16 protein-coding genes and 1 pseudogene are annotated in these 22,751 nt (G+C 55.8%); 12 read left to right on the top strand and 5 right to left on the bottom strand.

Annotation, left to right across the window (positions count from 1 at the left end):
- Nucleotides 1-60: 60 nt before the first annotated feature.
- The 6 genes from HUU46_07685 (at nt 61) to HUU46_07660 (ending at nt 9,939) form a co-directional block, all read left to right on the top strand.
- Nucleotides 61-1,182: a hypothetical protein gene (locus tag HUU46_07685; GenBank protein ID NUM53508.1), complete on the top strand. Its 1,122-nt coding sequence runs from the start codon at nt 61-63 to the stop codon at nt 1,180-1,182.
- Nucleotides 1,179-3,515, top strand: a complete 2,337-nt coding sequence (pglZ, locus tag HUU46_07680) for a BREX-1 system phosphatase PglZ type B (GenBank protein NUM53507.1) — start codon at nt 1,179-1,181, stop codon at nt 3,513-3,515. The genes HUU46_07685 and pglZ overlap by 4 nt, the downstream gene beginning before the upstream one ends.
- A complete protein-coding gene (gene brxL, locus HUU46_07675) occupies nt 3,516-5,570 on the top strand; it encodes a BREX system Lon protease-like protein BrxL (GenBank protein NUM53506.1) in 2,055 nt (684 codons plus the stop codon). It begins immediately after the preceding gene.
- Nucleotides 5,571-5,768: 198 nt separating this feature from the next.
- Nucleotides 5,769-6,746, top strand: a complete 978-nt coding sequence (locus tag HUU46_07670) for a hypothetical protein (protein NUM53505.1) — start codon at nt 5,769-5,771, stop codon at nt 6,744-6,746.
- 15 nt (nt 6,747-6,761) lie between these two features.
- Nucleotides 6,762-8,498 (top strand): AAA family ATPase, encoded by a 1,737-nt coding sequence (locus tag HUU46_07665; protein ID NUM53504.1) that lies wholly within the window; start codon nt 6,762-6,764, stop codon nt 8,496-8,498.
- Nucleotides 8,488-9,939 (top strand): AAA family ATPase, encoded by a 1,452-nt coding sequence (locus tag HUU46_07660; GenBank protein ID NUM53503.1) that lies wholly within the window; start codon nt 8,488-8,490, stop codon nt 9,937-9,939. Before HUU46_07665 ends, HUU46_07660 begins: the two co-directional genes overlap by 11 nt.
- A gap of 176 nt (nt 9,940-10,115) precedes the next feature.
- Here the strand turns inward: HUU46_07660 and HUU46_07655 are convergent, their stop codons facing one another.
- Nucleotides 10,116-10,793: a hypothetical protein gene (locus HUU46_07655; protein NUM53502.1), complete on the bottom strand. Its 678-nt coding sequence runs from the start codon at nt 10,791-10,793 to the stop codon at nt 10,116-10,118.
- A gap of 25 nt (nt 10,794-10,818) precedes the next feature.
- On the opposite strand from HUU46_07655, the gene HUU46_07650 reads away from it, so the two are divergent.
- The 4 genes from HUU46_07650 (at nt 10,819) to HUU46_07635 (ending at nt 15,104) form a co-directional block, all read left to right on the top strand.
- On the top strand, nt 10,819-11,733 hold the full coding sequence (locus tag HUU46_07650; protein ID NUM53501.1) for a replication-relaxation family protein: 915 nt from the start codon (nt 10,819-10,821) through the stop codon (nt 11,731-11,733).
- A gap of 1,492 nt (nt 11,734-13,225) precedes the next feature.
- Nucleotides 13,226-13,501, top strand: coding sequence for a hypothetical protein (locus HUU46_07645; GenBank protein NUM53500.1), 276 nt, complete (start codon nt 13,226-13,228; stop codon nt 13,499-13,501).
- Nucleotides 13,502-13,618: 117 nt separating this feature from the next.
- Nucleotides 13,619-13,903 carry a hypothetical protein gene (locus tag HUU46_07640; GenBank protein ID NUM53499.1) on the top strand — a complete coding sequence of 95 codons (285 nt, stop codon included), beginning with the start codon at nt 13,619-13,621 and terminating at the stop codon, nt 13,901-13,903.
- Between the two features lie 88 nt (nt 13,904-13,991).
- A complete protein-coding gene (locus HUU46_07635) occupies nt 13,992-15,104 on the top strand; it encodes a hypothetical protein (GenBank protein NUM53498.1) in 1,113 nt (370 codons plus the stop codon).
- Between the two features lie 777 nt (nt 15,105-15,881).
- Here HUU46_07635 and HUU46_07630 read toward each other — a convergent pair.
- Nucleotides 15,882-16,637 (bottom strand): ATP-binding protein, encoded by a 756-nt coding sequence (locus HUU46_07630; protein NUM53497.1) that lies wholly within the window; start codon nt 16,635-16,637, stop codon nt 15,882-15,884.
- Between the two features lie 20 nt (nt 16,638-16,657).
- A pseudogene (locus HUU46_07625) lies at nt 16,658-18,187 on the bottom strand (IS21 family transposase).
- A 519-nt stretch (nt 18,188-18,706) separates the two neighbouring features.
- Here HUU46_07625 and HUU46_07620 point away from each other — a divergent pair.
- Together HUU46_07620 and HUU46_07615 are read left to right on the top strand one after the other, a co-directional pair.
- Nucleotides 18,707-18,994 carry a hypothetical protein gene (locus HUU46_07620; GenBank protein NUM53496.1) on the top strand — a complete coding sequence of 96 codons (288 nt, stop codon included), beginning with the start codon at nt 18,707-18,709 and terminating at the stop codon, nt 18,992-18,994.
- Nucleotides 18,995-19,567: 573 nt separating this feature from the next.
- The gene (locus HUU46_07615; protein NUM53495.1) at nt 19,568-19,846 is read left to right on the top strand and encodes a hypothetical protein; all 279 of its coding nucleotides are present in this window, start codon (nt 19,568-19,570) and stop codon (nt 19,844-19,846) included.
- Nucleotides 19,847-19,987: 141 nt separating this feature from the next.
- On the opposite strand, the gene HUU46_07610 is transcribed toward HUU46_07615, so the two are convergent.
- Nucleotides 19,988-22,066: an ATP-binding protein gene (locus HUU46_07610; protein ID NUM53494.1), complete on the bottom strand. Its 2,079-nt coding sequence runs from the start codon at nt 22,064-22,066 to the stop codon at nt 19,988-19,990.
- Between the two features lie 83 nt (nt 22,067-22,149).
- Nucleotides 22,150-22,644 carry a hypothetical protein gene (locus tag HUU46_07605; GenBank protein ID NUM53493.1) on the bottom strand — a complete coding sequence of 165 codons (495 nt, stop codon included), beginning with the start codon at nt 22,642-22,644 and terminating at the stop codon, nt 22,150-22,152.
- Nucleotides 22,645-22,751 lie beyond the last annotated feature (107 nt).

The raw sequence follows: 22,751 nt of genomic DNA, 5'->3' as shown, positions 1-22,751 counted from the left end.
GAGCGACGCCCCCTACACCGAGACCGTCAAACTAGCCGGCGACGAGTGGAAGGGTAGCGTATGAGTACGAGCGATACCGCACAGCTGAGCCTGCTCGCGCCGCCCGAGATGAGAAAGGAAATTCGGGAACGGATTACCGATCTGGTTTCGCGGTACGTCCAACCAACGGCCAGTGAGTTGCTGCTACGCCTTGAGAAGGAATTGGGGTGGTCCGTTCGCTGGGAGTTGGAGGCGGCACTAAGGGAAATCGAAATCGACAAGTCCCTTTCGCGCGCGGTGCGCGAATATGTCTATGGGCTTATCGAAAGCGGCGAGGTTGAGGAGGCGATTCGAGGAGGCAATTTGCCTGACCGCGAAACAGCCACTGGGATAGATGCGCTGGTTCACGCCAGTAACGCCTACCGAAGTTCCGAGGCCTTCTCCGAAATGATTACGTTTATGGCCGGCTTCCGGGAGTATGCGCCTTACAACAACATGCTCGTGAAGGTACAGAATCCAAGTTGTGGTTTCTACGCTCGCGAAAAGGACTGGCGAGAGCGTTTTGATCGATATCTGAAGGAAGACGCGCGACCGATGCTCATCTTGGCTCCGATGCACCCGGTCCTGCTCGTCTACGACGTCGATCAAACGGACGGCGCGCCATTGCCAAAGCACTTGACTGACTTTGCGAAATTCGAGGGCGAGTTCGATTCTTCCTGGCTCAGCCGCATGACGAAGAATGCTGGCAGTTATGGGATACGTGTCGACGTCAAGACGTTGTCATCATCCAACGCTGGCTTTGCCACCACTGCCCATGGGTCGGGAGATTGGAAGATGCGCATCGCGTTGCACGACGGGCTCGACGCGCCGAGCCGTCTGGGCGTCCTGTGTCATGAACTGGCCCACATTTTACTGGGGCACTTGGGGACCGACCGAGATTTGTGGTGGCCCTGTCGAACCAATCTCACGCGACAAACAGTAGAGATTGAGGCGGAATCCGTCGCTTACATCGTTACGACTCGATTGGGCCTAGAAGGTTCGAGCGCGGCTTATGTGTCCGGCCACCTCAGAGGTGGACCGTTACCGGACTCCGTATCGCTCGACCTCATCGCCAAGGTAGCCGGGGCGATCGAGAAGATGGCACGCGAGAACGTGCCGCCGAAAAAACCTCGACCGGAACCGAAGCGCAGGAGAAATCAATGAGTTCGAAGACAGTAAGCGGCCGAGAAACGCTCGTCGAAGCGATAAAGGCATCAGTGGAAGCGGCGCTACGCGTTCCGGAAGGCGTCGCGGAGCCTGTGGCGCTGTTGTGGACCGACGCGGATGGTCAATGGCGGCCGATTATCCAGGCCTTGCAGGTGGCGCTGCCGCAGCTCTATGTCTTCGGCGAATACGATCCGGAGAAGCGCACGGGGCCGGTGATTTGGCTGCGATGCATCGTCGATCGGACACTTCCCGATCTGGCGCCGCCGGAAGGCGCCACCCCGATTCTGTATCTGCCAGGCGTAAGCCGACAGCAACTCCGGGCCGGCGGGGATTGTCCCCGGCAGTTGCAGCCGCTCATCGAACTGCAATACCGAGGGGCCGTGTGGCATCAGCGCAACGGCCGGGACTGGACCGTGGAAGCCTTTCTCACGTCCATCGACACGCTCGACCTGGACATGGCGACGGATCAACGAACAAAAGAAGCGATGATGCGCGCCTTGCCGTTGCTCGCGAATGAGCCGATAGGGGCGTTGTATGGACGACGGCTCGAAGCAGAGGACTTTGACCGCCTCGCTGTGGGCGATTCTATCCGGGACGTGCTCTTGTGGATGAGCGACGATACCGGATTTCGAAAGCGATGCGACGGGGCACGCTGGGAAGCGTTTCGCAGCGTTTGCGGCCGGGAATTCCTGTTCGATCCCGACCAGTCGGGTCCAATGCAGGCAGGCGAGCGGTTGCTTGAAGGGCGTGGGAATTGGGAGAAGGCGTGGCAGCGGTTTTGCGAAGCGCCGCAGCTGTATACCGGCATTGCGAACGTATTGCGGAATACAACGCCGCGGGATCTGCTGAGCGATCCCGCGCGGCAACCTGCGCGCAATGCAGACGAAGAATCAACACTTCGGACAGCGCTTACGAACGTCGCGGCTCTTCCACACACGGAGGCGTGCAGTCGAATCCTTGCGTTGGAAAAGGACCATGGCCAGCGCCGACAGTGGGTATGGGCGCAAATTGGCGAGAGTTCGCTGGCGATGCTGCTGGATCCTCTCTCCAAACTTGCAAGCCTCGCACGAAAGCCGTTGGGTGGAACGACACTTGAGGCGATCTCGAGTGCCTATGCGGCCGAGGGATGGCGTTGTGACGCCGCGGCTATGGAAGCATTGGCCCAGGCGAATTCCGGCGCAGACAAAGCACTCGTCCATGGTGTGATCAATACCGTGTACAAACCGTGGCTGGACGAGTCGGCGCGGCACTTTCAGAACATCGTCGGCAAGCAACTGGACGAACTTCGGAAAGGTGCGCTCGGCGTACTGCCCCAGTCGGAGACATGCATTGTTTTTGCTGACGGGCTACGGTTCGACGTGGCGGGACGACTTCAGGAGCAACTCGAAGTGCGCGGATACCGTGTGCGTCTGTCGCACAGGTTGGTGCCGGTACCATCGGTAACGGCCACTGCAAAACCTGTTGCCTCACCCGCGCACATGGCCTGTGAAGAGACTGCCGAGTATGGCGAGTTCGCGCCCACGCTTGGGGTTGGCAATAAACCGTCGAGCGCACAGCGGCTACGAGACGAAATGGCGCGGCAGGGAATCGAAGTGATGGACGACGGAGAGATCATCATCCCCTCCGGTTCGCAGCAAGGTGGTTGGACAGAGACCGGCCGGCTCGATTCGCGTGGGCATGCACTTGGGGCCGGACTGGCGCAGCAGATTTCCGCAGAGATCGACAGCATTCTTGAGCGGGTATCGGCGCTGCTCTCGGGCGGATGGTCAAAGGTCCGCATTGTGACGGACCACGGCTGGTTGTTGCTGCCGGGAGGCCTTCCAAAGGTGGAGTTGCCCAAATATCTAACGGAAACGAAGTGGGCGCGTTGCGCGGTTGCTCAAGGAAAGACGCCGGACGGCTTCCCGGTTTTCCCATGGCATTGGAACCCGCATGTACAGATTGTTTCGCCGCCCGGAATCGGGAGCTTCTTTGCCAGCGTCGAATATGCCCACGGCGGAATCAGCCCACAGGAATGCGTCGTGCCAGACATGATCGTTGAGCGAGGCACGGAGGCTACGCGCGCAAAAATTACCGGGGTTTCCTGGCGCGGCATGCGATGCCGGGTCACGGTCGATACCAACGCATCCGGGGTGACAGTGGACCTGCGACTTCACCCCAGGAAGAGCGATACAAGCATTGTGGTGTCTGCGAAAGTTGTCGACAAAAACGGCGAAGTGAGCCTCGCGGTCGCGGATGATCGCCACGAGGGCGCCGCAGCCGTGGTCGTGCTGCTGGACAGTGCAGAAAACATCTTGGATCAGAAGCCGACTCAGGTTGGAGAAAACTAAATGTCACTGGAACTTGATCAACTGGACAAACTTGCTGCGTCGGCCTTCGATGGGTACCTGGTCCGCAAGGATCTGGTACGAAAGTACGCGCGGCAATATCCCGTGCCGACGTATGTTGTGGAGTTTCTCCTTGGGCGCTATTGCGCCACTGTCAACGAAAGCGAGATTCTTGAAGGCATAGGAATCGTCGAGAGACAACTCAAGGATCGTACAGTTCGCACGGGTGAAGAAGAGCTATTCAAGGCCCGCGCAAAGGAGAAGGGTTCTGTCCGCATCATTGACATTATCAAAGCGCGGCTCGACGCCAAGAACGATTGCTACATCGCGGAGTTGCCAAGCCTTGCGCTGAGAGACGTGCGAATCGCGGACGACCTGGTGCGCGAGAACGAGCGCATGCTCACGGACGGTTTCTACGCAGAGGTGGAACTCGACTACGACGCGATCATCGCGCAGCAGAATTCCGGCAGGCCATTTGGAGTCCGGGGACTACGACCAATCCAGCTATCGAAGGCAGACGCCTTGGACGTTTTCGCGAAGGGACGGCAAGCCTTCACGACCCAAGAATGGATTGACCTGCTTCTGCGGTCGATCGGTCTGGAGCCTGCGGCCTTTGATGAGCGTGCGAAGAGAGTAACGTTGCTGCGGATGGTGCCGTTCGTGGAGCGGAACTACAACTTTGTGGAACTGGGGCCACGAGGAACCGGTAAGAGCCATCTCTTCCAGCAAATATCCCCTTACGCTCATCTCATATCGGGCGGTAAAGCAACCGTGGCGAAAATGTTCGTGAACATGGCGAATGGTCAGCGGGGACTGGTCTGCCAATACGACGTTGTCTGCTTTGATGAGGTGGCCGGTATTTCCTTCGACCAGAAAGATGGCGTGAACATCATGAAGGGATACATGGCCTCCGGTCAGTTCAGTCGCGGCAAGGACAATATTCGCGCGGACGGCAGCCTTGTCATGGTTGGCAACTTCGATGTGGATGTCGCGCAGCAGCAGAAGATTGGTCATCTGTTGAGCCCGATGCCCAAGGAGATGCGCGACGATACGGCATTCATGGATCGGCTCCATGCGTTCTCACCTGGTTGGGATTTCCCGAAAGTCAGCGCGGACCAACACCTCACCAACCATTTTGGTCTTGTCAGCGATTTCCTGAGCGAGTGCTGGAGTCGATTGCGGTCAGGAAACCGTCTTGCTGCTCTTCAGGGTCGCGTATACCTGGGCGGCGCGCTCAGCGGACGCGATATTGAGGCCGTAAACAAGACCGTTAGCGGTCTGATCAAATTGCTCTTTCCAGATCCCAGCTTGCCGATATCCGACGAGGACCTCGAATGGATCGTGCGACTTGCCCTGGAGTCCCGTCGGCGCGTGAAGGAGCAGCAGAAGCGTGTTTTCAAGAGTGAATTTCGTAACACCCACTTCAGCTACATGTTGGGAGCGGACGGAATTGAGCAGTTCGTATCGACACCAGAACTGCACAGTGATGAGGCGATTGAGACCGATCCGCTTCCGCCTGGCCAAGTATGGGCGGTGAGCCCCGGCGCGCCTGAGGCGGGACCCGGCCTGTATCGGATCGAAGTAACGTGTGGGCCTGGCGGCGGGGTCAGGGTTCTGAATCAACCAACTCCTCCGGCATTCCGCGAAAGCGTAAAGGTTGGTGAGCAGAATCTGTACGGGCGTGCAAAGGAACTCGTCGGCGATCGCAATCCGCGCGAAGAGGAGTTCTCGATTCAAATGCGGCCGATGGACGCCGACAAATCGGGAGTCGGCCTCGGACTGCCGGTTCTCGTTGCTTTCTGTGGAAGCCTGCTCGGACGCAATACCCGGGGCGGAACAATCATTGTCGGTGCTCTCAATCTGGGTGGCTCAATCGAGATGATTCCAAACGCGGTCCAAGTAGCCGAACTCGCCGTCGACAAACAGGCACAAACGTTATTGATGCCCGTGTCCGCACGCCGGCAATTAAATGATCTCCCCGACGACCTATGGACAAAGATCAAGATCGAGTTCTACAAAGACGCACCCGACGCGGTATTCAAGGCGCTGGAGGACTGAGTTTGGAGTTCACCGAGCTAAAAAGGCATTGCGCGTTTCGTGCACGTAACGACAACGAGGGTTCTGATTGCGAAAACATCGAAAGATCGAGATTGTGTAGTTTAAGTATTCGGTGCGTGCATTGAGGGCCACGGCGCTTGATCACTGCCGAACGAATATACGCGACTTTTCAGACCCGATACAAGGATAGCGAGAACAATGATCGAGCAACATCTGGAATACACCGAATGCTACGTTGCCTTTCTCGACATTCTTGGCTTCGAGCAAATCGTGAGAGAAAGTGAGCGAAATCCCGACGTACTTCGCCGTCTGGTTTTGATGCTCAACGAGGCCGCAAATATCGCCCCTCCTGAGAAGTGGGTCCGAGATCTAGGAACTGGCGAGAGCAAACAATGGCGGATGCAGGTGCGTTCCTTCTCGGACAGTATTGTGCTTTTCGTGCCGACCGAATCTCAAATGATAGCCTCTGTCTTGGAGACCGTTCGTTTCTTGTATGACTGCCTATTGGAGATGGACTGCTGTCTCCGCGGCGCCGTGACGATTGGCAACATGTACTGGCATGACATGTGGAGTGCCGATGCCGGCCGTGATAGCACCAAAGCATCGGCAGACGCCGTTGGGGAAAGAGTAGTGTACGAGAGGTTCAGCAAGTCGGACCTACCTATTACCCTTGGGCCAGGACTGGTAGAAGCCTATCGCCTCGAAAGCTGTCGTGCGAAACATCCGCGAATCATAGTCAGCAACGCACTCTACGAACACATTAAGCGGGTCGAGCGGGAAGATCCCGTCAAGAGGGTGCCAGCCTCTCCGCTCTGCTCGCCAGATCCCCACAACTCAGATCTCTGGATTACCGACTTCCTCCGCGAGGACTCCGATAGTTTGAGATTCCTTGACATCCTGCATCCACGATTAGATCGCCACTACGTCATTCGTCAGACGATTTCGCGCACAGACGATGGGAAGACGATACGACGGAATGTGTTCAACAATCAGTCGCGTGAAGAGTGGCTCAGTTCTCTTCGAGAATTCATCGCGCGGCATCTTGGGTCGTCAAGTGACGTGCCCATAAGAGGGAAGTACCTATGGTTTGCCGGATATCTGAATGCTTGCCTTGCAGCAGAGAACGTGAAATTGGCGGGCTTGCAGCCAATCTCATTGGGTTTGCCAGCAGAGTGAGCAAATAGCCCGTCGATGGCCACGGAGGGAAGAAAAGTAATGCGTGTTCGACACTTGCGAATCTCCGGTTTTCGTGGCATCCAAGAACTTGACTGGATGCCAGATGCTTCCTTTCTGTGCCTGATCGGGCCAGGCGATTCAGGGAAATCGACCGTCCTCGAAGCGCTCGAGTTAGTGCTCAGCCCAAGATGGAATCCGAGTTTCGACGATGCTGACTTCAGCAACGGAGACTCGACAAAGGTCATTGAGATTACGGCGACTCTTGGCGGCGTACCAGATGAGCTGCTCCTTGAGGGCAAGTTTGGCTTGGAAGCACGTGGATGGGACGCCACACAGAAGAAAATCCACGATGAACCCCAGGAGGGCGACGAACTGGTGCTCTCTATCCGGTTGCGTGTTGACACTTCTCTTGAGCCAGTATGGACTGTCGTCAATGATCGACACCCGGAGGGAAAGCCCATCAGCGCAAAGAACCGAGAAAGGTTGGGAGTGGCACAACTGGGTTCCTATGTTGACTGGCACTTGACGTGGGGAAAGGGTACAGTGCTTTCGCGCTTTACCGGAAAGACGGGCGACATGTCAGCTATTCTGGCTGATGTTAGCCGCACCGCACGGAAAGCGCTTGAAGGTACGAGCCTTGCCTCCCTTGATGAAGCAGCTAACCGTGCCCAGAACATTGTAAAGGGTGTCGGAGTTGTGCCTGCCCGTGGTTATCACGCTCAGTTGGACGTTCAGGCGGTGACGATAGGGCAAGGTGGCTTCTCGCTTCACGATGGAGATGTCCCGGTAAGGCGTGCCGGCCTCGGTACGCGCAGACTGCTCTCTTTAGCCCTCCAACGCGAATTGGTCAAGCAGGGCGGCATCGCACTGTTAGATGAGATCGAGTTCGGGCTGGAACCGCATCGAATCCGCCGTCTGCTTCGAGTCTTGAGACAGGACGGCGATGTCACCGAAGGCAAGTCTTCGGAACCGTTCGGTCAAGTCTTGATGACAACGCATTCGCCGGTTGTGATTCAAGAGATTCAGGCGTCCGAACTCAGAATAGTCCGCCAGACCGGCGGGAAGGTTGAGGTGATTGTAGTACCCCAGGATTTGCAGGACGTCGTTCGTAGGGAGCCTGAAGCATTTCTTGGCGCACGTGTCCTCGTCTGCGAAGGGAAGACCGAAGTGGGTTTTTGTCGAGCACTCGATACTCTTTGGTGTCGGGATGGCGGTCGTACTCCCCTCGCCTCTCATGGCATTGTTCCCGTCAACGGAAACGGATCGCAGGCGCCTCAGACCACCCTTGCGTTCCACAGGCTGGGATACGAAGTTGTGTACTGGGGAGATTCAGATGTGCAAGTCAGCCCGACGCCGGACGAATTAGTCAAACACGGCGTGACGACGGTCGTATGGGCTGACAATCTCGCTACGGAGGAGCGCATTGCCCAGGATCTGCCGTGGGAAGGAGTTGTAGAAATGCTGCAACTTGCCGTGGGCGAACATGGGGAAGAAAGTATCCTCGCCAGTGTGAAGAATCAGCTGTCAGGTACAGATTTTTCGGGACAAATCAGCGCCGATCCAAACAGTTGGGAGGACTCACCCGCCCTTCGGGCAACAATCGGCAAAACGGCTAAGTCCAAGGGGTGGTTCAAGCGGATAGGTCTTGGGGAGAGACTCGGTGACCTTATCGTGGAGTATCTGAATCGGATTCCTAAGACTGACCTTGCCCAGAAGCTGATAGATCTGCGGAAGTGGGTCCATGGAAGCTGAAGATGCCAAGAGGCTTTCGGAGGCAAAACGTGCCGCACTTACCGCTCCTGCTGGTTGTGGTAAGACACATCTGATCGCCACGGCCGTCGCGAAGTATGCGCGCGGACGGGAACTGATCCTTACTCATACTCACGCTGGAGTTGATGCGCTCCGTCGTAAGCTGCGCGACGTCGGTGCCTCATGCTCTGCGTATCATGTGGACACAATTGCAGGCTTCGCATTACGTTACGCGGCGGCATTTCCTGTAACGTCCTGCCTCGCAACTCCCCGGCCCACCGGTAACGAGTGGAACGGAGTATATTCGGCAGCCGCAAGGCTTTTTCGCAATTCACCAGTCCGTGACATTGTGCAAATGTCATACTCGGGACTTTATGTTGACGAGTATCAAGATTGTATCCTGGAACAGCACGATCTGGTTTTGGCGCTTGCTGAAACCTTGCCATGCCGGATCTTGGGTGATCCTTTGCAGGGCATCTTTGATTTCGGGAAGAACAAGATCGTTGATTGGGCTAACCATATTGAAGGAAGTTTCGATTCTTTGCCCGCACTGCGAGAACCTTGGCGCTGGGCGAACACCAATCCTGAATTAGGTTCTTGGTTCCAGGGAGTGCGTGACTGCCTCATGAACTCTTCCCCTGTTGATCTCCGCGGGACTCCTGTCTGCCATGTGAGAAAGAGTGGACGTGCGCAAGCTATGATCCAGGCGCAAACAAACCTGTGTTTCCAGGCCACTCGGGATGGAGGAAGCGTGGTGGCTATACACCAGTGGCCGGCCCAATGCCACAAAGTGGCGCAACGCCTCAAAGGTCTCTATCAATGCATCGAGCCTATCGACTGCAGGGAACTAATCGAGGCATCAGAGGCGATCTTCAGTGCGTCGGGGCCTGCACGAGCTGCGGCCGTCATTGACTTCGCCAAACTCTGCTTGACAACCGTTGGTACGGATTTGAGTTCCGCTTACGCAGCGTTTGGTCAGGGACGGTTGCCCACAGTAAGCCGGAGGACAAAACATGTCTCCGTTGTTCAGGCCTTGACCGAAGTGGCCCAGGACGCCTCGCTTGGGCCAGTCGTGGCGGCCATAAAGGCCATGCGAAAGATTCCTAAAGCGGTGCTGTACAGAGGCGACCTCTATCGCGAGATGTTACGGGCTTTGGGCGAGTTCCAGACCGGCGCGTACGAGAATCTTCGAGAAGCCGCCTGGGCGACGCGGAATCGCACAAGTCACGCCGGCCGCAGGCTATCGCCCTGTACTGTCGGGAGGACAGTCCTCGTCAAAGGTCTCGAGTTCGATCATGCCGTGCTTCTGGATACGACGGGAATGACTGCAAAAAACCTTTATGTTGCCCTCACGAGAGGTGCCCGTACATTGACTATGGTCTCGCCAGATCTAGTCTTACCAGCAATCAACATGAAAGCTGCAGGGAGGAAGCGAAGTACGTAACCGTATTGGGCATCCCAGGTAAAAAGACGGAATCGCTGTGCCAAAGTAGATACCCTGGAACCAAATTCGCTCAGCCGGTCAATCTCAAGCTTGCATCTTGAACACGGCGAACCTTTGGTGCGAGCGCCCAACTGTCGCCGTGTGTTACGCTGCGTACATTGATTGATTCAAGCAACTTAGGGCTTCAAAGTGCAAGCGTCCCAGTCGTCGAATTTTGACAGCTCGGAGAGAATCTTAGCTATCCAGCCCGTGTAAGATGATTTTTTTGGCCATTTCACACCGTATAGCTCATCCGACTCTCTCTGGGCAATCTCTATCCATTTGATCTCATTCTTTGGGTCCTTTATCTTGAAACGAAAACCTCTGCTGTCGAGGCCGACGACTTTCCAGCCATTGGACGATAGGATATCCGTCCATCCGTCGCTCTCCCGTTGGCAGAATTCGATCTTCCCAGTCGAATTCCATCCGGCACTCACTCGTTCCAGGAATGTACGATAGATAAACACGGCGTGTTCATTTGTCTTGAGCGCTTCTAGGGATTCCGCCTCGTTCTCAAATTCTCGGACATTCCATTTGTCATCCACCAAGAAGTACTCCGTCCGGGTCTCGCCATCAGCTGTCATTGCCATTTTCCTCCAACTGCCACCACTCCTGCGCTGAACGAAGTGACACGCGCGGATTGATTCTACCACGATCTTCACGGGGTACCGGAACCACCTTTCGAGGCCTTCTCTAGGTAGGATATCTAAACCGTCTTCAATGTCGGTTGGACAGGAAGTCTGGACGACATGCCCAACGGTCGCATTCTGAAACACCTCCCATTCCTCAACCGCTTCACGGGTAAGTGGCTGCATAACACCGCCCGAGGAGCGTCAAAAAATGCGCATAGATAGCCGGCTTCTGGACCTTCTGATGGACATGGCTGAGTACCGGGTACTATCGGCATCCCAAGTAACCCACCTGCGCTTCAGCCGGCTTCGGTCTGCCCGACGCCGAATGCAGCAGTTGTGCGGCAGGCGATTCGTCAAGTTGTTGCCCGGACAGTCCGGTGGAGGACGACCGGAAAACGTCTATGGTCTCGCCAAGGGAGGATACGAACTTCTCGTGAGCCAGGGGCGCATCTCGGGCGATGGTTCGTACGACAAGTTCGGTGGCGAATCGTTACTCAATCAACTGTCCCACCACCTGCTTCTGAATTGGACTCGCGTACATCTCGTCGAGGCGTGCCGACAGAACTCCCGCCTCGAGAGCTTTCTTCTCGCGAGTAAGTCGCCCCTTGTCGGACGATCGGCGGACGGCAGCTCCCTTGTGGCTGACAAAGTGACTCTCGTAACGGGCGAGGAACCCGTAGGTCTCGCACCTGACGCCGTCTTCATCATGAAGCACAAGCGCTCGACCGAGGCTACGCTTTTCTTTCTTGAGATTGATATGGGGACGGAGCCTGGTCGGCGCACTGATCGCGGGGTGTCAAGTATCGAGGACAAGGTCAAGCGCTATAAGGCGTACTTCCGCAGCGGACAGTACAAGACAAAATACGAAGCACAATGGCACGTCCCGCTGCGTGGCTTTCGAACGCTCTTTATGACCAGCACGCCACAAGGTGCACGGAGCATCTCTGATTTGCTGCGTCAGATGAAACCCTCCGGATTCTGTTGGGTGACATCCCGGGAGCAGATGGTTGCCCAAGGCATCAGCGGCAACATCTGGCAGGTCGGTGGACAGCCGGACTCATCGGCTGATTCCATTTTCGACGCGTATGCTTTTTCATGTCCTTTGCCCAGCATTCCCGAATAGCGTTCGTCCCGCCCTGCGTCCAGAATCGAATGATGTCGGCTACCGATATGCCTATTCCGTGTCCGAAAGTCCCCGGACAGTCGTCGGAAACTGTTCCGAAACCACGGTTTTCATGTACCGAAACCCTTTCAGTTTGGCCGAAAATGCGTCCGTTTCGGTACACCTCAAATCGACCACAATTGGTTTCGGCGCATTAGCTTACCGCTGTGTCCGAAACGCGATTAAAAAGAAGTAGGGTATTGTGTCTCCATTAGTTGTGGTCAGTACTTCGCTAAGGCAAATTCTGGTTCATCTTCTTCCACTTACCGGTAGAGTCGTCGTTGCGGGCGGAAGTACCCAACACGTGCGGATGGCCGAGATGTTCGATGCATACCCGAATTGTTTCCTCCGTGGTAGTTTCCTTGGGCGGGAGTTTTCGGTGGTTTATCTGGTCCGAAGTAGACTCGGTGGAGGAGATGGTTGGGCCAGTCGTCGTGGAGGGTCCAGGGATAGACGGGGAGGATCTCGATGGCGTTTCGGTGGTAGAGAGTGAGCTTTTTCCGAGTGCGTTCGTCGTAGTCTTTGTTTCCGACTCGTCCAAAGTATTCGACAACCAGGTCTTGGTTGGGAAGGTAGAAATCTGGACGTAGCCGTCTGAGTCTTCCGTTGTCGTCGACGCGGATCGTGGCCTCATAGAGGTAAGGTATTCCGTACGTATCGAGCGTTTCTGCGATTTGTCTTTCCCCTGCCGATTTGAGTCTGAGGTGATCTGACTTCAGCCGTCCTTCGAGATCGTGGTTTGTCTCCATGATTTTTCCGGTAGGACATCTTCGCTTTTAAGTCTTTCTATTTTGGACACCCTCTGGGGTTGTTCTGCACCTTGCTCCTTTTGCCTTGCGAAGGAGAGAAGTCTAGAAGTCTTGCCCTTAGGTTTTCTCTGGCACGTCGCTTTTCTTATATGGAACTGATTCTTGGCTCCTCGACGTGGCCGGGCCAGGATTTACCCGGCGGGGCGGGGTAAATCCCTGGAGGCGAACCATGAACGAAACGGAACTGAAATTGGAAAGGTCGGCCGAGAGCATACGTAGCGAAGAAGGCTGGTACCTCTGTCCCCGCTGCCCCCGTTGTCTTACCATTGCGGGCCATTGGCGTGGTATCCGCCTGCGTAAAAGGCGGGGGCCAGTCCATCGCAGGTGTTGCACTCGGTGTACTCGCTGGTTCTATGCCGAGTTGGAGTCCGAGCGGCCGTTGGCTCTTGATGTTGAGGACTGTTCCGATGTGATGTCCGCTGTTTGTTCCGCTGAGGCTGGCGGCAGCGATTCCGTCCGCGGGGACGTACGACCGAAGCCATGACGAGCAACACAACCGAAGTCGATATAAAGCGGCTTTGCTTGCGGTGCTGGAAGAGGTTCCGTGAGCGGGGTGACGGACAGCCGGTCTGCTTTCCTTGTCAGGAGCAGACCCGTCTGTCTGAGTTTGCTCAAGTAGGCCCAAGTGGTCGGAGGTAACAACCATGGAAAAGGAAAAAGAAAAACCCGTACAGAAGTTCAGAGTAGGTTCAGTTGCGGCGTCGATATGGAAGCGTAGCAACAAGGCTCCGGACGGAAAGCAATTTGTGACATACCAAGTGAGCCTGGACCGGACATGGCTCGACAAAGAGGGGAACTACCATAGCAGCAACAGCTTTGGCATCAACGAAGTCCCCAAGGCCATTCTGGCAATGGAACAGGCGTATGAGTTCATCGCAACCAAAGCGTCGTCAGAAGGAAACGGGGTGAGCAAGGAGTAGGAGGAGGCAATATTCCTCCTTTTCTCTTAGCAAAGGTGAATGCTGGATGCGCCAGTGCACCAGTGACCCCCCCGGGATTTACCTCGACTAGCGAAGTAAATCCCGGAGGTGGGAAACATGACAAAGTACATCAACACACAACAAAAAGGACCAATCAGCAGGGCGCGGTATGGCCGATTCGACGTAAGCATCTGGCAATGGAGAAAGGTCGTCAGCGCCCCGCCTGAACAGCGTGACTTCAAACCAGAGCGTGAGTACATCGTCAACAGAGCATGCATTCGGCATTGCCGGTGGGAAAACACCGTCAACGCCTGGGACGAGCAAATAATCTGGTGCGATGTACATGAGCTTGACAATTTGAAGATCGCTCTGGAGCGTCTTCAGGAGAAGCAGCAATCGTGAGCACGCTCGTGCTCACTTTTATTGTGTCCGATAGTCACTCGGCAATGACACCATACCTTTATATAGATAGCCGCATTTCGCTCTTCGTATGGAATTCCTGACACGAGTCTGGGCCACCTACCCTTGGGCGGTAGACTTCTGCCTCTACGCGTTCTTGTTCGGCGCAGCAGCGCGCGTCTCATTCGCAAAAATCTACCCCGGCCACGAAGGAAAGACCCTCGCCGTTTCCGTCGGCGTCGTACTCGCCGCCGGACTCACCATCGCCCAGCGCCGTATCGGGTTTTCGCTGGAATCCCTGGGCCCAATCGCCGCGGTTCTACTTTGCCTTGTCGTGTTTATCGTCGCCTATCGGCTACTGAAACACTCCGACCTTCCTCCATGGGTCACCATCTCCTTCTCTGTTTTCTTTGCTATCGGGCTTCTCAGGATTGCCTTGCCAGCCTATACCGCACGTCTCGTCCGGGAGAATCCCGGCGCCGTGTTTCTCGTTCTTGCCGCGGTCGCCTTCTGGATGTGGCAATCGGCGTCCGCCGGCGTCGAACACTTCCGGCGCAAACTCCCTGGTTACGCATTGGAACGTTTTCAATTGGCGCCTGGAGAGCGGGTGCTCTCTCAAGAACGCCAGGTAGCCAAGAAGCGGCTTCGCCATGAAACCAAAGAGGACATACACGAAGAGAAGAAGGTGAGGTCTACGTTGAGCGAAGCCACCCAGTTACTGGAGCGCGAGGGGCTCACGCCCTCGTCAATGCCCCGTTTACAGCAGCTACTAGACAAGGCGTTGGCCTCGTCCGCACGGATGGAGCAACACAGCGCACGCGTGCGCCAGGTTGATGAGGCATTGCAACGATTTGACTGGAAGTGGTTTCAACGAATGCGGAACGTGAGCTTGGGACAGCTCACTCCCGCACAGCAGGACATTCTAAGACGGAATATCCTGGAGGAGCGCCGCAGATTGAATGTAGAGCAAGAAATGAAAAAGCTTGAGACTGAGGCCGGGCATCGGCTTCGCGCTTTGGAAGGTCATGTTAATAATGCGCGCGCAAGCATTCGGGCATCCAACGCCGCGGCGGCATTAGGCTGGCTTAACGAAGCGCAAAAAGAAGAGCAGCACATACGTGAACTGGAAGAGCAGTTGCTAGGCTGGGAAAAACGTTTGCTCCAACTTGTTTCTCGTCAGCGGAAAGAACTTCTAGCCGCTTAAGAATTTTCGTCGGTTTCTGATTTGTTCTGTGTTGTTCCCAGCGGATACGCTCCGATTTCCTCTTCGGTTCTTTTGAATCCACGGAGTAGGATTCAAAAGAACCGAGGTGAGACGATGAGCATGAAACGAGAAGCGCGGCTAAGGAGGGGTGACTTGGCAGTGACGTTCTTTCGGGGAGAGTCGGACGGGAAACGCATGGTGTCGTTCGACAAAGTAACGAACCATGGACCCAGACTTGGACCCTTGTTTACGGACAGTGAGTTGCTTTCATTGCTCAATATGCTCGTCCAAGATGCGCAGGCACAATTGCGGGTCCCAAGTCGGACAAGCGAGATGCTGGCATTTGCGCTCGCACGGCAAGACCCCGGCGAGGCAAGGTGGGCAATCCAAAAAGCAATCGAGGAGGTCCGGAACAGTCCGGCTGAGGTAATTCAGGTCCGGCGTTCAGAGGTAAAGATTACGGTTGTCAGCCCGATGCCCAAATTCCGCTGGGCGCACACGTGCCGAAAGTGCGGATGCCACATCGCCTCCACATTGAGCATGTATGGCGTGTCTTTGAAGCTTTGTCCCAACTGCCAATACGTTAACGCCGCGAGCCCCGGGGCGTAATTCACGCTACGTACTCAATGATTAATTGTAACGCCGGCAGCGCCCATGCGCATTCCGGCGAAATTGATCAGTCGTTCCGAAGGAAAGCGATCGGTTGTTCCGGGGCAATCCGATCGCGTGTTTTGTGTCGGAGCGTAGCGACGCGGGGGTTTCAACTGTACTTGGACTTTATCGGTTGTCTTCTGTCTTGTTCAAGTCGTTTTTCTTTTTCCGCATGGATTCTCCTTTGAGGGTGATGGTGTAGGCGTTGTGCACGAGTCTGTCCAGGATGGCGTCGGCGAGTGTGGGATCGCCGATTGTGTCGTGCCAATGTTTGACGGGCAGTTGGGCTGCGAGCAGAGTGGCGCGGCGGCCGTAGCGGTCCTCGGCAATCTCGAATAGATCTTTTCGTTGTTCGTCCGTCAGGAGCGCCGTTGCCCAGTCGTCGAGGATGAGGAGATCGGTCTTGGCGAGGGCTGTGAGCAGCTTTGAGTAGCGTCCGTCGCCTTTGGCGATGGCGAGTTCGCTGAACAGCCTGGGGACGCGATGGTATTGGACGGTGAATCCGTCGCGGCAGGCTTTGTTTCCGAGCGCGCAGGCGAGGTAAGTCTTGCCGGCGCCAGTGGGCCCGGTGACGATGACGTTGTGATGTTGGCGTATCCAATCGCAGTTGGCGAGCGAAAGCATTTCGCGTTTGTCGAGCCCTCGTTGAGCGCGGTAGTCAATGTCCTCGATGGTGGCGCTCAGACGCAGCCTGGCGTTGCGCAGCCGGGTCTGGAGACGGCGGTTGTGACGTTCGGTGTGTTCACGGTCGACGATGAAGCCGAAGCGTTCGTCGAAGGTGAGGCCGTCGTAGCCCTGGCCTTGCAGTTGTTCGCGGTAGGCGTGCTGCATACCGGAGAGCCGGAGTTCGTCTAGTTTCTCGATGGTGGCATTGGTGAGCATGGGATGGATTCTCCTTTCGTTCAGTTGTGTCCATGATAGTATTCGGGTCCGCGCACGTTGGGATGCTCGAGCGCGAGTTGTTGCTGTGTCTGTTCGGGCAAGGGGCGTTGATCGAGTCCGTTTTTGAGGATGGCCTCGACACTTTTGTAGCTGTAGCTTTGGATGAACAGCGCGCGTTTGCAGGCCGCCTCGAGCCGTGCTTCGCTGTAGTGTTTGGCAAGCCGCATGATGCCCAAACACGAGCGGAAACCCTGTTGGGGATGAGCGCGCGATTCCAGGATTTTCTAGATGAGCGAAGCGGTATGTTCGCCGGTTTTTTCGGCCCACCGAACCAAGCGCTGAGGCGTCCATTCGGCATACTCGCGATGGCTCTTGGGCATGTGCTCGGGCAGCGTGGTGAAGCGGCCGGGATGCGGACTGCGTTTGTGGCTGGCCACGCGCTTGTCGTTGAAGAAAATCTCGACGGTGCTCTGGGTGCTGCGCACGTCGACTTTCTTCCCGACGAGTTGGTAGGGCGCACTGTAGCGGTGCTTGTCGGCCTCGACGTGGTAATCGATGTGCACGGTGGCGCATTTCCACTGCGCCAGTTCGTAGCGCGTTTGCAGCAACGGCCGGAGGGCGGGCTTGTCCAATTCCAGGAACAGCGACTTGCGCGAGCCCTCGAGCTTTTGGAACGGACGGTTGTTGTACGCATCGAGCTGTTCACGCAACGCCTGGTTCAGTTCGTTGAGCGAGAAAAACGTGCGATGGCGAAGCGGCGCCATGACCCAGCGCTCGACGCCCTGCACGGCATTTTCCACTTTGGCTTTGTCCCGTGGCTTGAGGGCGCGCGCTGGAATGACGGCGCAGCCGGTGTGCCGTGCCCAATCCGCGTACGTCGGGTTGACGTCGGGTTCGTAACGGTGCGCCGAGGTGATGGCAGCCTTTGTATTGTCCGGGACGACAATCTCGTTAACACCGCCGAAAAATTCCATCGCGCGTATATGCGCACCGATCCAGTCGCGCAGATCCTCAGTAAACGTGGCCTCGGCGTACGTGTAATTGCTTGCCCCTTGCGCCGCCACAAAAACGTAGACTTCGGTGACCTCGCCCGTTTGGGGATTGACGACCGCCATCCGCACACCGACGTAATCCACATAGAGCTTCTCACCCGCTTTGTGTTCGAAGCGCATCGTAACGTCGAGCGTACCGGCAAACGCGCGGTACAACTCGCAATACCGGCTGTACCCGTAGCCCTCCGGATGGACCGAGCGATACTCCTGCCACAACAACTGGAGCGTCACCCCTTTCTTACCCAACTCCCGGTGGACCGCCGGCCAATCCAAAATTCCGCGTACCGCTTCCCCCGGCCGCGGCGGCGGCGGAAACAGCAACGCATCGAGTGCCGCGTCGTCCGTCTCCTCGGGCAATGGCCAGGAAAGCCCCGCCGCCTGGGCGCGCAGGACATAGTCCCGGGCCGAGGTGACCCCAATACCGCAACTTTGAGCAATGGCCCGGTGGCTCAGGCCGTGTTCGAAACGTAACCGAAGAACTTCCTTGATCTTACGCATGGATAACCGCTCCCTGGACATGCTCGACTCCTCAGCTCATACTTCCGCCAAAAAGCCAAGAGCATACCCCTGTCGCTATGGGTTATCCCGCGACGCCAAGCCCCTCCTCACACGTGATCGGATTGACCGGAATGGGTGATCGGATTGAATCGGAATCCATGATCGCTTTGAATCGGAACGAGCGATCGCTTTCCATCGGAATCCATGATCGGATTCCATCGGAATGACTGATCGGATTCAGCCGTAATACGCAGCCCACGAAGGCGCTCTCTTCCGCCGTCACTACGCATCCTCGCTCGGGGAGTATCGATTGCCGGTCATTCGGTGCGCCGAAGTCTTGCGCGGGTATTGTTTTTCTATTTCGGATGTTTACACCTCCGCGATTTTCATCGTAGTGACCACGGGAACAGGGATTCATTGAGATTTCCCCCTAACGGGGCTAAAGGCTTTGCGAAATCTCATGACCCGTTCCCTCTAACCGGGTCACATGAAAATCGTTTTACGGAGGTGTAAACGAAAATGAAAACAAACAAAACCCGCGAAGAAGAATTGGCGCACCGAATGCCCGAAGACCTTTGGCTCGATGACAGCATCGAGCCAGAGGACCTCATCCGGCTCGACCCATGCAAGGAGGTGACCGACTTGTTGAAACTGGCCGGTTTCGTCACCCTCCTTGATGAGTTCGTCGCCGGACTCCCCGAGCGAGGATGGACGCAGCGGCAAGAGGAACTTTGGCTAAAGACCCTCAAGCCGCAAAATGGCGGAAGAGAGACGCCGGAAGAGTTTATGAAAAGAATCGGGGTTTGACCCCGATTCTTTTTTTATGGGCGCTGAAGCGAGCATTGGATTCTGCGGGAATCCAAGCGCACTGACCGGTTTTCCGCGTTGCCGCGGAAAACCGATGGCAAATTGCCGCTTCGCGGAGTCTGTGCATATCCGTGATCGCGTCTTGTAAAATTTGCCTTATCACCATCCATGCTTGATGACGATGCCAAACGTACGCTTTTGTCCCTTGATAGCTGCGGGACAAAAGCGTTCCCCGGATAGGTGACTCCAATGCCAAGACCACGATATGAAGATGCAGAATTCAGAATAACAACCATCTTGCCTCGTGATGATTGTCCAAAATGTGGATGTCGTCGCAGTCGATTTGTCAGCGAACGAATCAGTTGGCGTTATAGGGTAATCATCGTACGTCGACGTTGCAGTAAGTGTGCGCATGTCTTTGTCGGTGAGCGAGCGTATGGAAAGCTAGTTTGGTGGCCCAAAGATTGGTCTCCTAATTGATGTGCGTTGGCGTCTATGCGTTGTCGTTTGTTCGTATCGAGTTCCCAGGACCTCTGTCCAACAGGAAGGACAGAGGTCCTGGAGGAATAGAAAATGAACACATCGAAAAATCAAAGCAGGAGCATTGATGAAGCACTTGCACCGTTGAACCAGTTTCTATTCAATTTGGAGTTTCTCGTCCGTTCCCGAGAGTGCGAGGAGGCGCTTATGCCAAGTGATGGATGGGGCACAGATGCAGAAGCTATCGTGCTAAATGAGCTGTATAAGCTTCAGGAGACCATTTTCCCTACCAGGGAGGAGTTGGGGGCATTGCCTTCGTGGAAGAAGATTCTGAAGGGCAGCTCCATCAAGAGCGATGCACGGACATTGTGACTTTGGACCACACTGAACCGTAAGTCTCTTTCACGTGATTTTGCCATTGCGGTTTACAACTCTTGTGAGAGCCGGTACATCTGCTACACGGATTCATTCTGTTGAAGACGGACCGCGCAATCCTGCGCGCGTACCCTTGAGTTAGCCGCTGGCGCAAACGTTTTCGGCTACCTCAACCGTGGCGATCTCGGACGCCAGGAATTCCGCGAGGCTCATGACCGGTGGTTCTCTTTGCGCCAGGCCAGCAACCAACCGACGCAAGTTCGCAGCAATTTCCGGCGTGGGCGCGATTATCAAGACTTCTTCGTAACCGGCGGCAAGCGTTCTTTTCAGGTTACGGGAGATATTGCTCTTCCCCGTTTCGACCAGAACTGCCATCAGCCGCTGCTTCGATTCCGCGTGAATATCAACGACAAGGTCGTCAGCGACCCTATATTCCGTCCTTGCTTTCCAGCCAGTTTCTCGCAGGCGGTTTGCCGCGCGGTTAACCATGAATCTGTGCACAACACCGCCTTCGGAGCGTGGAGGAGGCGTGCCAAGGTTTAGGCCGTCGCATAGCCGAGACCCGTCTTCAGTGAGGTCGAACAGCTTCAGCAACGCTGTCCCGTTATAGATGAATGTCGGCTTTATAAACCCGTGTTCTTCCAGGGTACGGAGCACTGCTGTTGCTTTACGTCGGCTGAATCCCAAACGCCTGATACGGTCGACCACCCCACTGAACGGTTGCGTGAGCAGGTCCTGGAGCATCAAGCGTTCCAGGTCTGTAGGTTTTGAATTGGTTTCAACAGACTGTATGTCTGGGGTGGTGGGCGGGGGTGATGCTGTCGATACGTCTCGGGCAGTATCCTGCGGGCTGGCCGATTCCATGGAGATCGAGTCTCTATTGTCCGGGGGCGGAATACCTGGAATTAGGCTTGGATTCGCCGGCGGAGCCTGGAACATGTACATATCGCTGGAACTCCAGACCATTGCCATGTGCTGAGCGAGATGTGTGTCTGTTACCGTTCCCTTGGCGATTGGACGGTAATCTACGGATATTTGCAGGGGCTCGAAGCATCTAGGCAATCTTATGATTGCATCGCCTACCGGCAATCTGCCCAGTTCATCTTTGGCGTCGTCCTTCAGTAGCATCGCTTGGGCCGTGCTCATTACATCGCGCTGATGCTTGGTATGGAAGGCGATGGTGGTCGCCTGATTGCCAAATACGGGTGGCGGCACAGCGGCTGCGTCTTGGGTTGCAAGGCATACACCAATGCCAAGTTCGCGGACGAGTCTAAGCATACTGTGTATTACTGGTTCAGACCCATCACCGAGGCCCGGTGGACTGCGCAGCAAATGGTGAGCCTCCTCAATGAACAGCATAAAAGCCAATGCTTCCCTGTTCCGATTGTTTTGCATGTGATGCTGTAGGACAAAGACCAGCACGGCTTCGCTCAACAACGTGGCCTCCGCGACACTCAGGAGTTCGATTTCGCAGATCATTGATCTGTCAAGTAGCTTGACCAGGTCTACGGGGCGCTCTGAGCAAAACACTTCAGCGGCATTGCCCGTCGTCAGGCTTTGCATTGCTCTGCGTGCCGAGTCCATCCAAAGCGATCGGCGACCTCTTGCGGGCATATCTTCCAGAATTGTGTATACATCCTTGAACGTGGGCCAACGCCCGTGTTTTGCTCCGTCTGAGTAGGCTTCCTGGATGGCCGTAACAAGAAGGCTCTCGCTTCCGGCGCCTTGACAATAGGCATGACTAATCACCCCAGTCATCTTCTTGGACCATACGTCCGTGCTCGTTCCCGGCGGCGGTATCAAGGGATTGAACGCGAAGGGCGCCGTCTGCGAATCGCCTGCGGTGAATACCAAGAGATTCTCGTAACCCGGCGAGCGCACCAACGACCTAAAAGTGCGTTTGTAATCAACGAGCCACCAATGAATTCCAAGCTTCGTTAAGCCATCTAAGATCAGCGCAAGGCCGTTGCTCTTTCCGGCGCCACTGCTGCCGTAGATTCCGACGTGTCGCAAGAGCTCGTTTTTTCGGAGGCCTACTTCGTAAAGAAGTTTTCCGCCGTACTTGACGCGGCCCAAGGGAATTTCGCCGGCGCATACGTCGCGGGGCGGAGGTGGAAACAGGCCTGCGGGCGGAGCAACTGGAGTGTCGTTAAGAACGTCCATCGCGTAGACGGAAATGCACTGTTCGAGTTCCTGGCGTTCCTTGTAATCGCTCATGAGATAGGCCCGGTACCAGCGGTCCACTTTCTGTTGGCCCACAATGGGGGCGAGACGCCTTAGAAGTTCGCGAAAATCGGTTGTCATTGTTGAATAATGCGGCGTCGCCGCATCTCTTGCCGGTATTCCGCAAGGAGTTCCCGTAATTCTTTGCGCAGAGAGCCGATATCAGACCAGCTTGCGACGTCTTCGCGTCGGCGTTCCTTCTGCAACGCGGCGAGTTCGGACTCGATGGCAGCCCTTCGGCGCGGGTCTCCCACGGTGAATACAGCCGTGCCGTGAGGTGCGGCCTGAAAGAGCCTTTCCTTCTGTATCAGTTCATCCTTGTCTATTGCTTCAACTACTTCACCGTGCAAGCGCTCTCGTTCGGCAATCTCGTCGACTACCTGGCGTATGGTCGCCTCAATAATGCGAAGCCTGTCCGCTACAAAATCCGAGACTGGGTCGCCTGTAGAAGTCTCTGTGAGCCGTCCTGAAATCGGTTCACACGAGGCGAGCTTCGAGTTCTCTTCGTTCCGCGGCAAGTTGTAGTTCGGGTAAAGCGGGACATAATAGGGCTGTGATGTTTCTTTCGGCATGTTGTTCGGCGAGTGTGGGTGTCCAGAACTGCACGTAGCGTTTCGGCTGTTGCACCGGTCGATAAAGGTCTGCGGCGACGTACTTCAGTGTGAAGTACATGTCGGTT

The organism is Candidatus Hydrogenedentota bacterium (assembly GCA_013359265.1).
Taxonomy (GTDB): domain Bacteria; phylum Hydrogenedentota; class Hydrogenedentia; order Hydrogenedentales; family SLHB01; genus JABWCD01.
The sequence above is the reverse complement of the archived record's forward strand: the minus strand, read 5'-3'. Positions and strand labels throughout refer to the sequence as shown.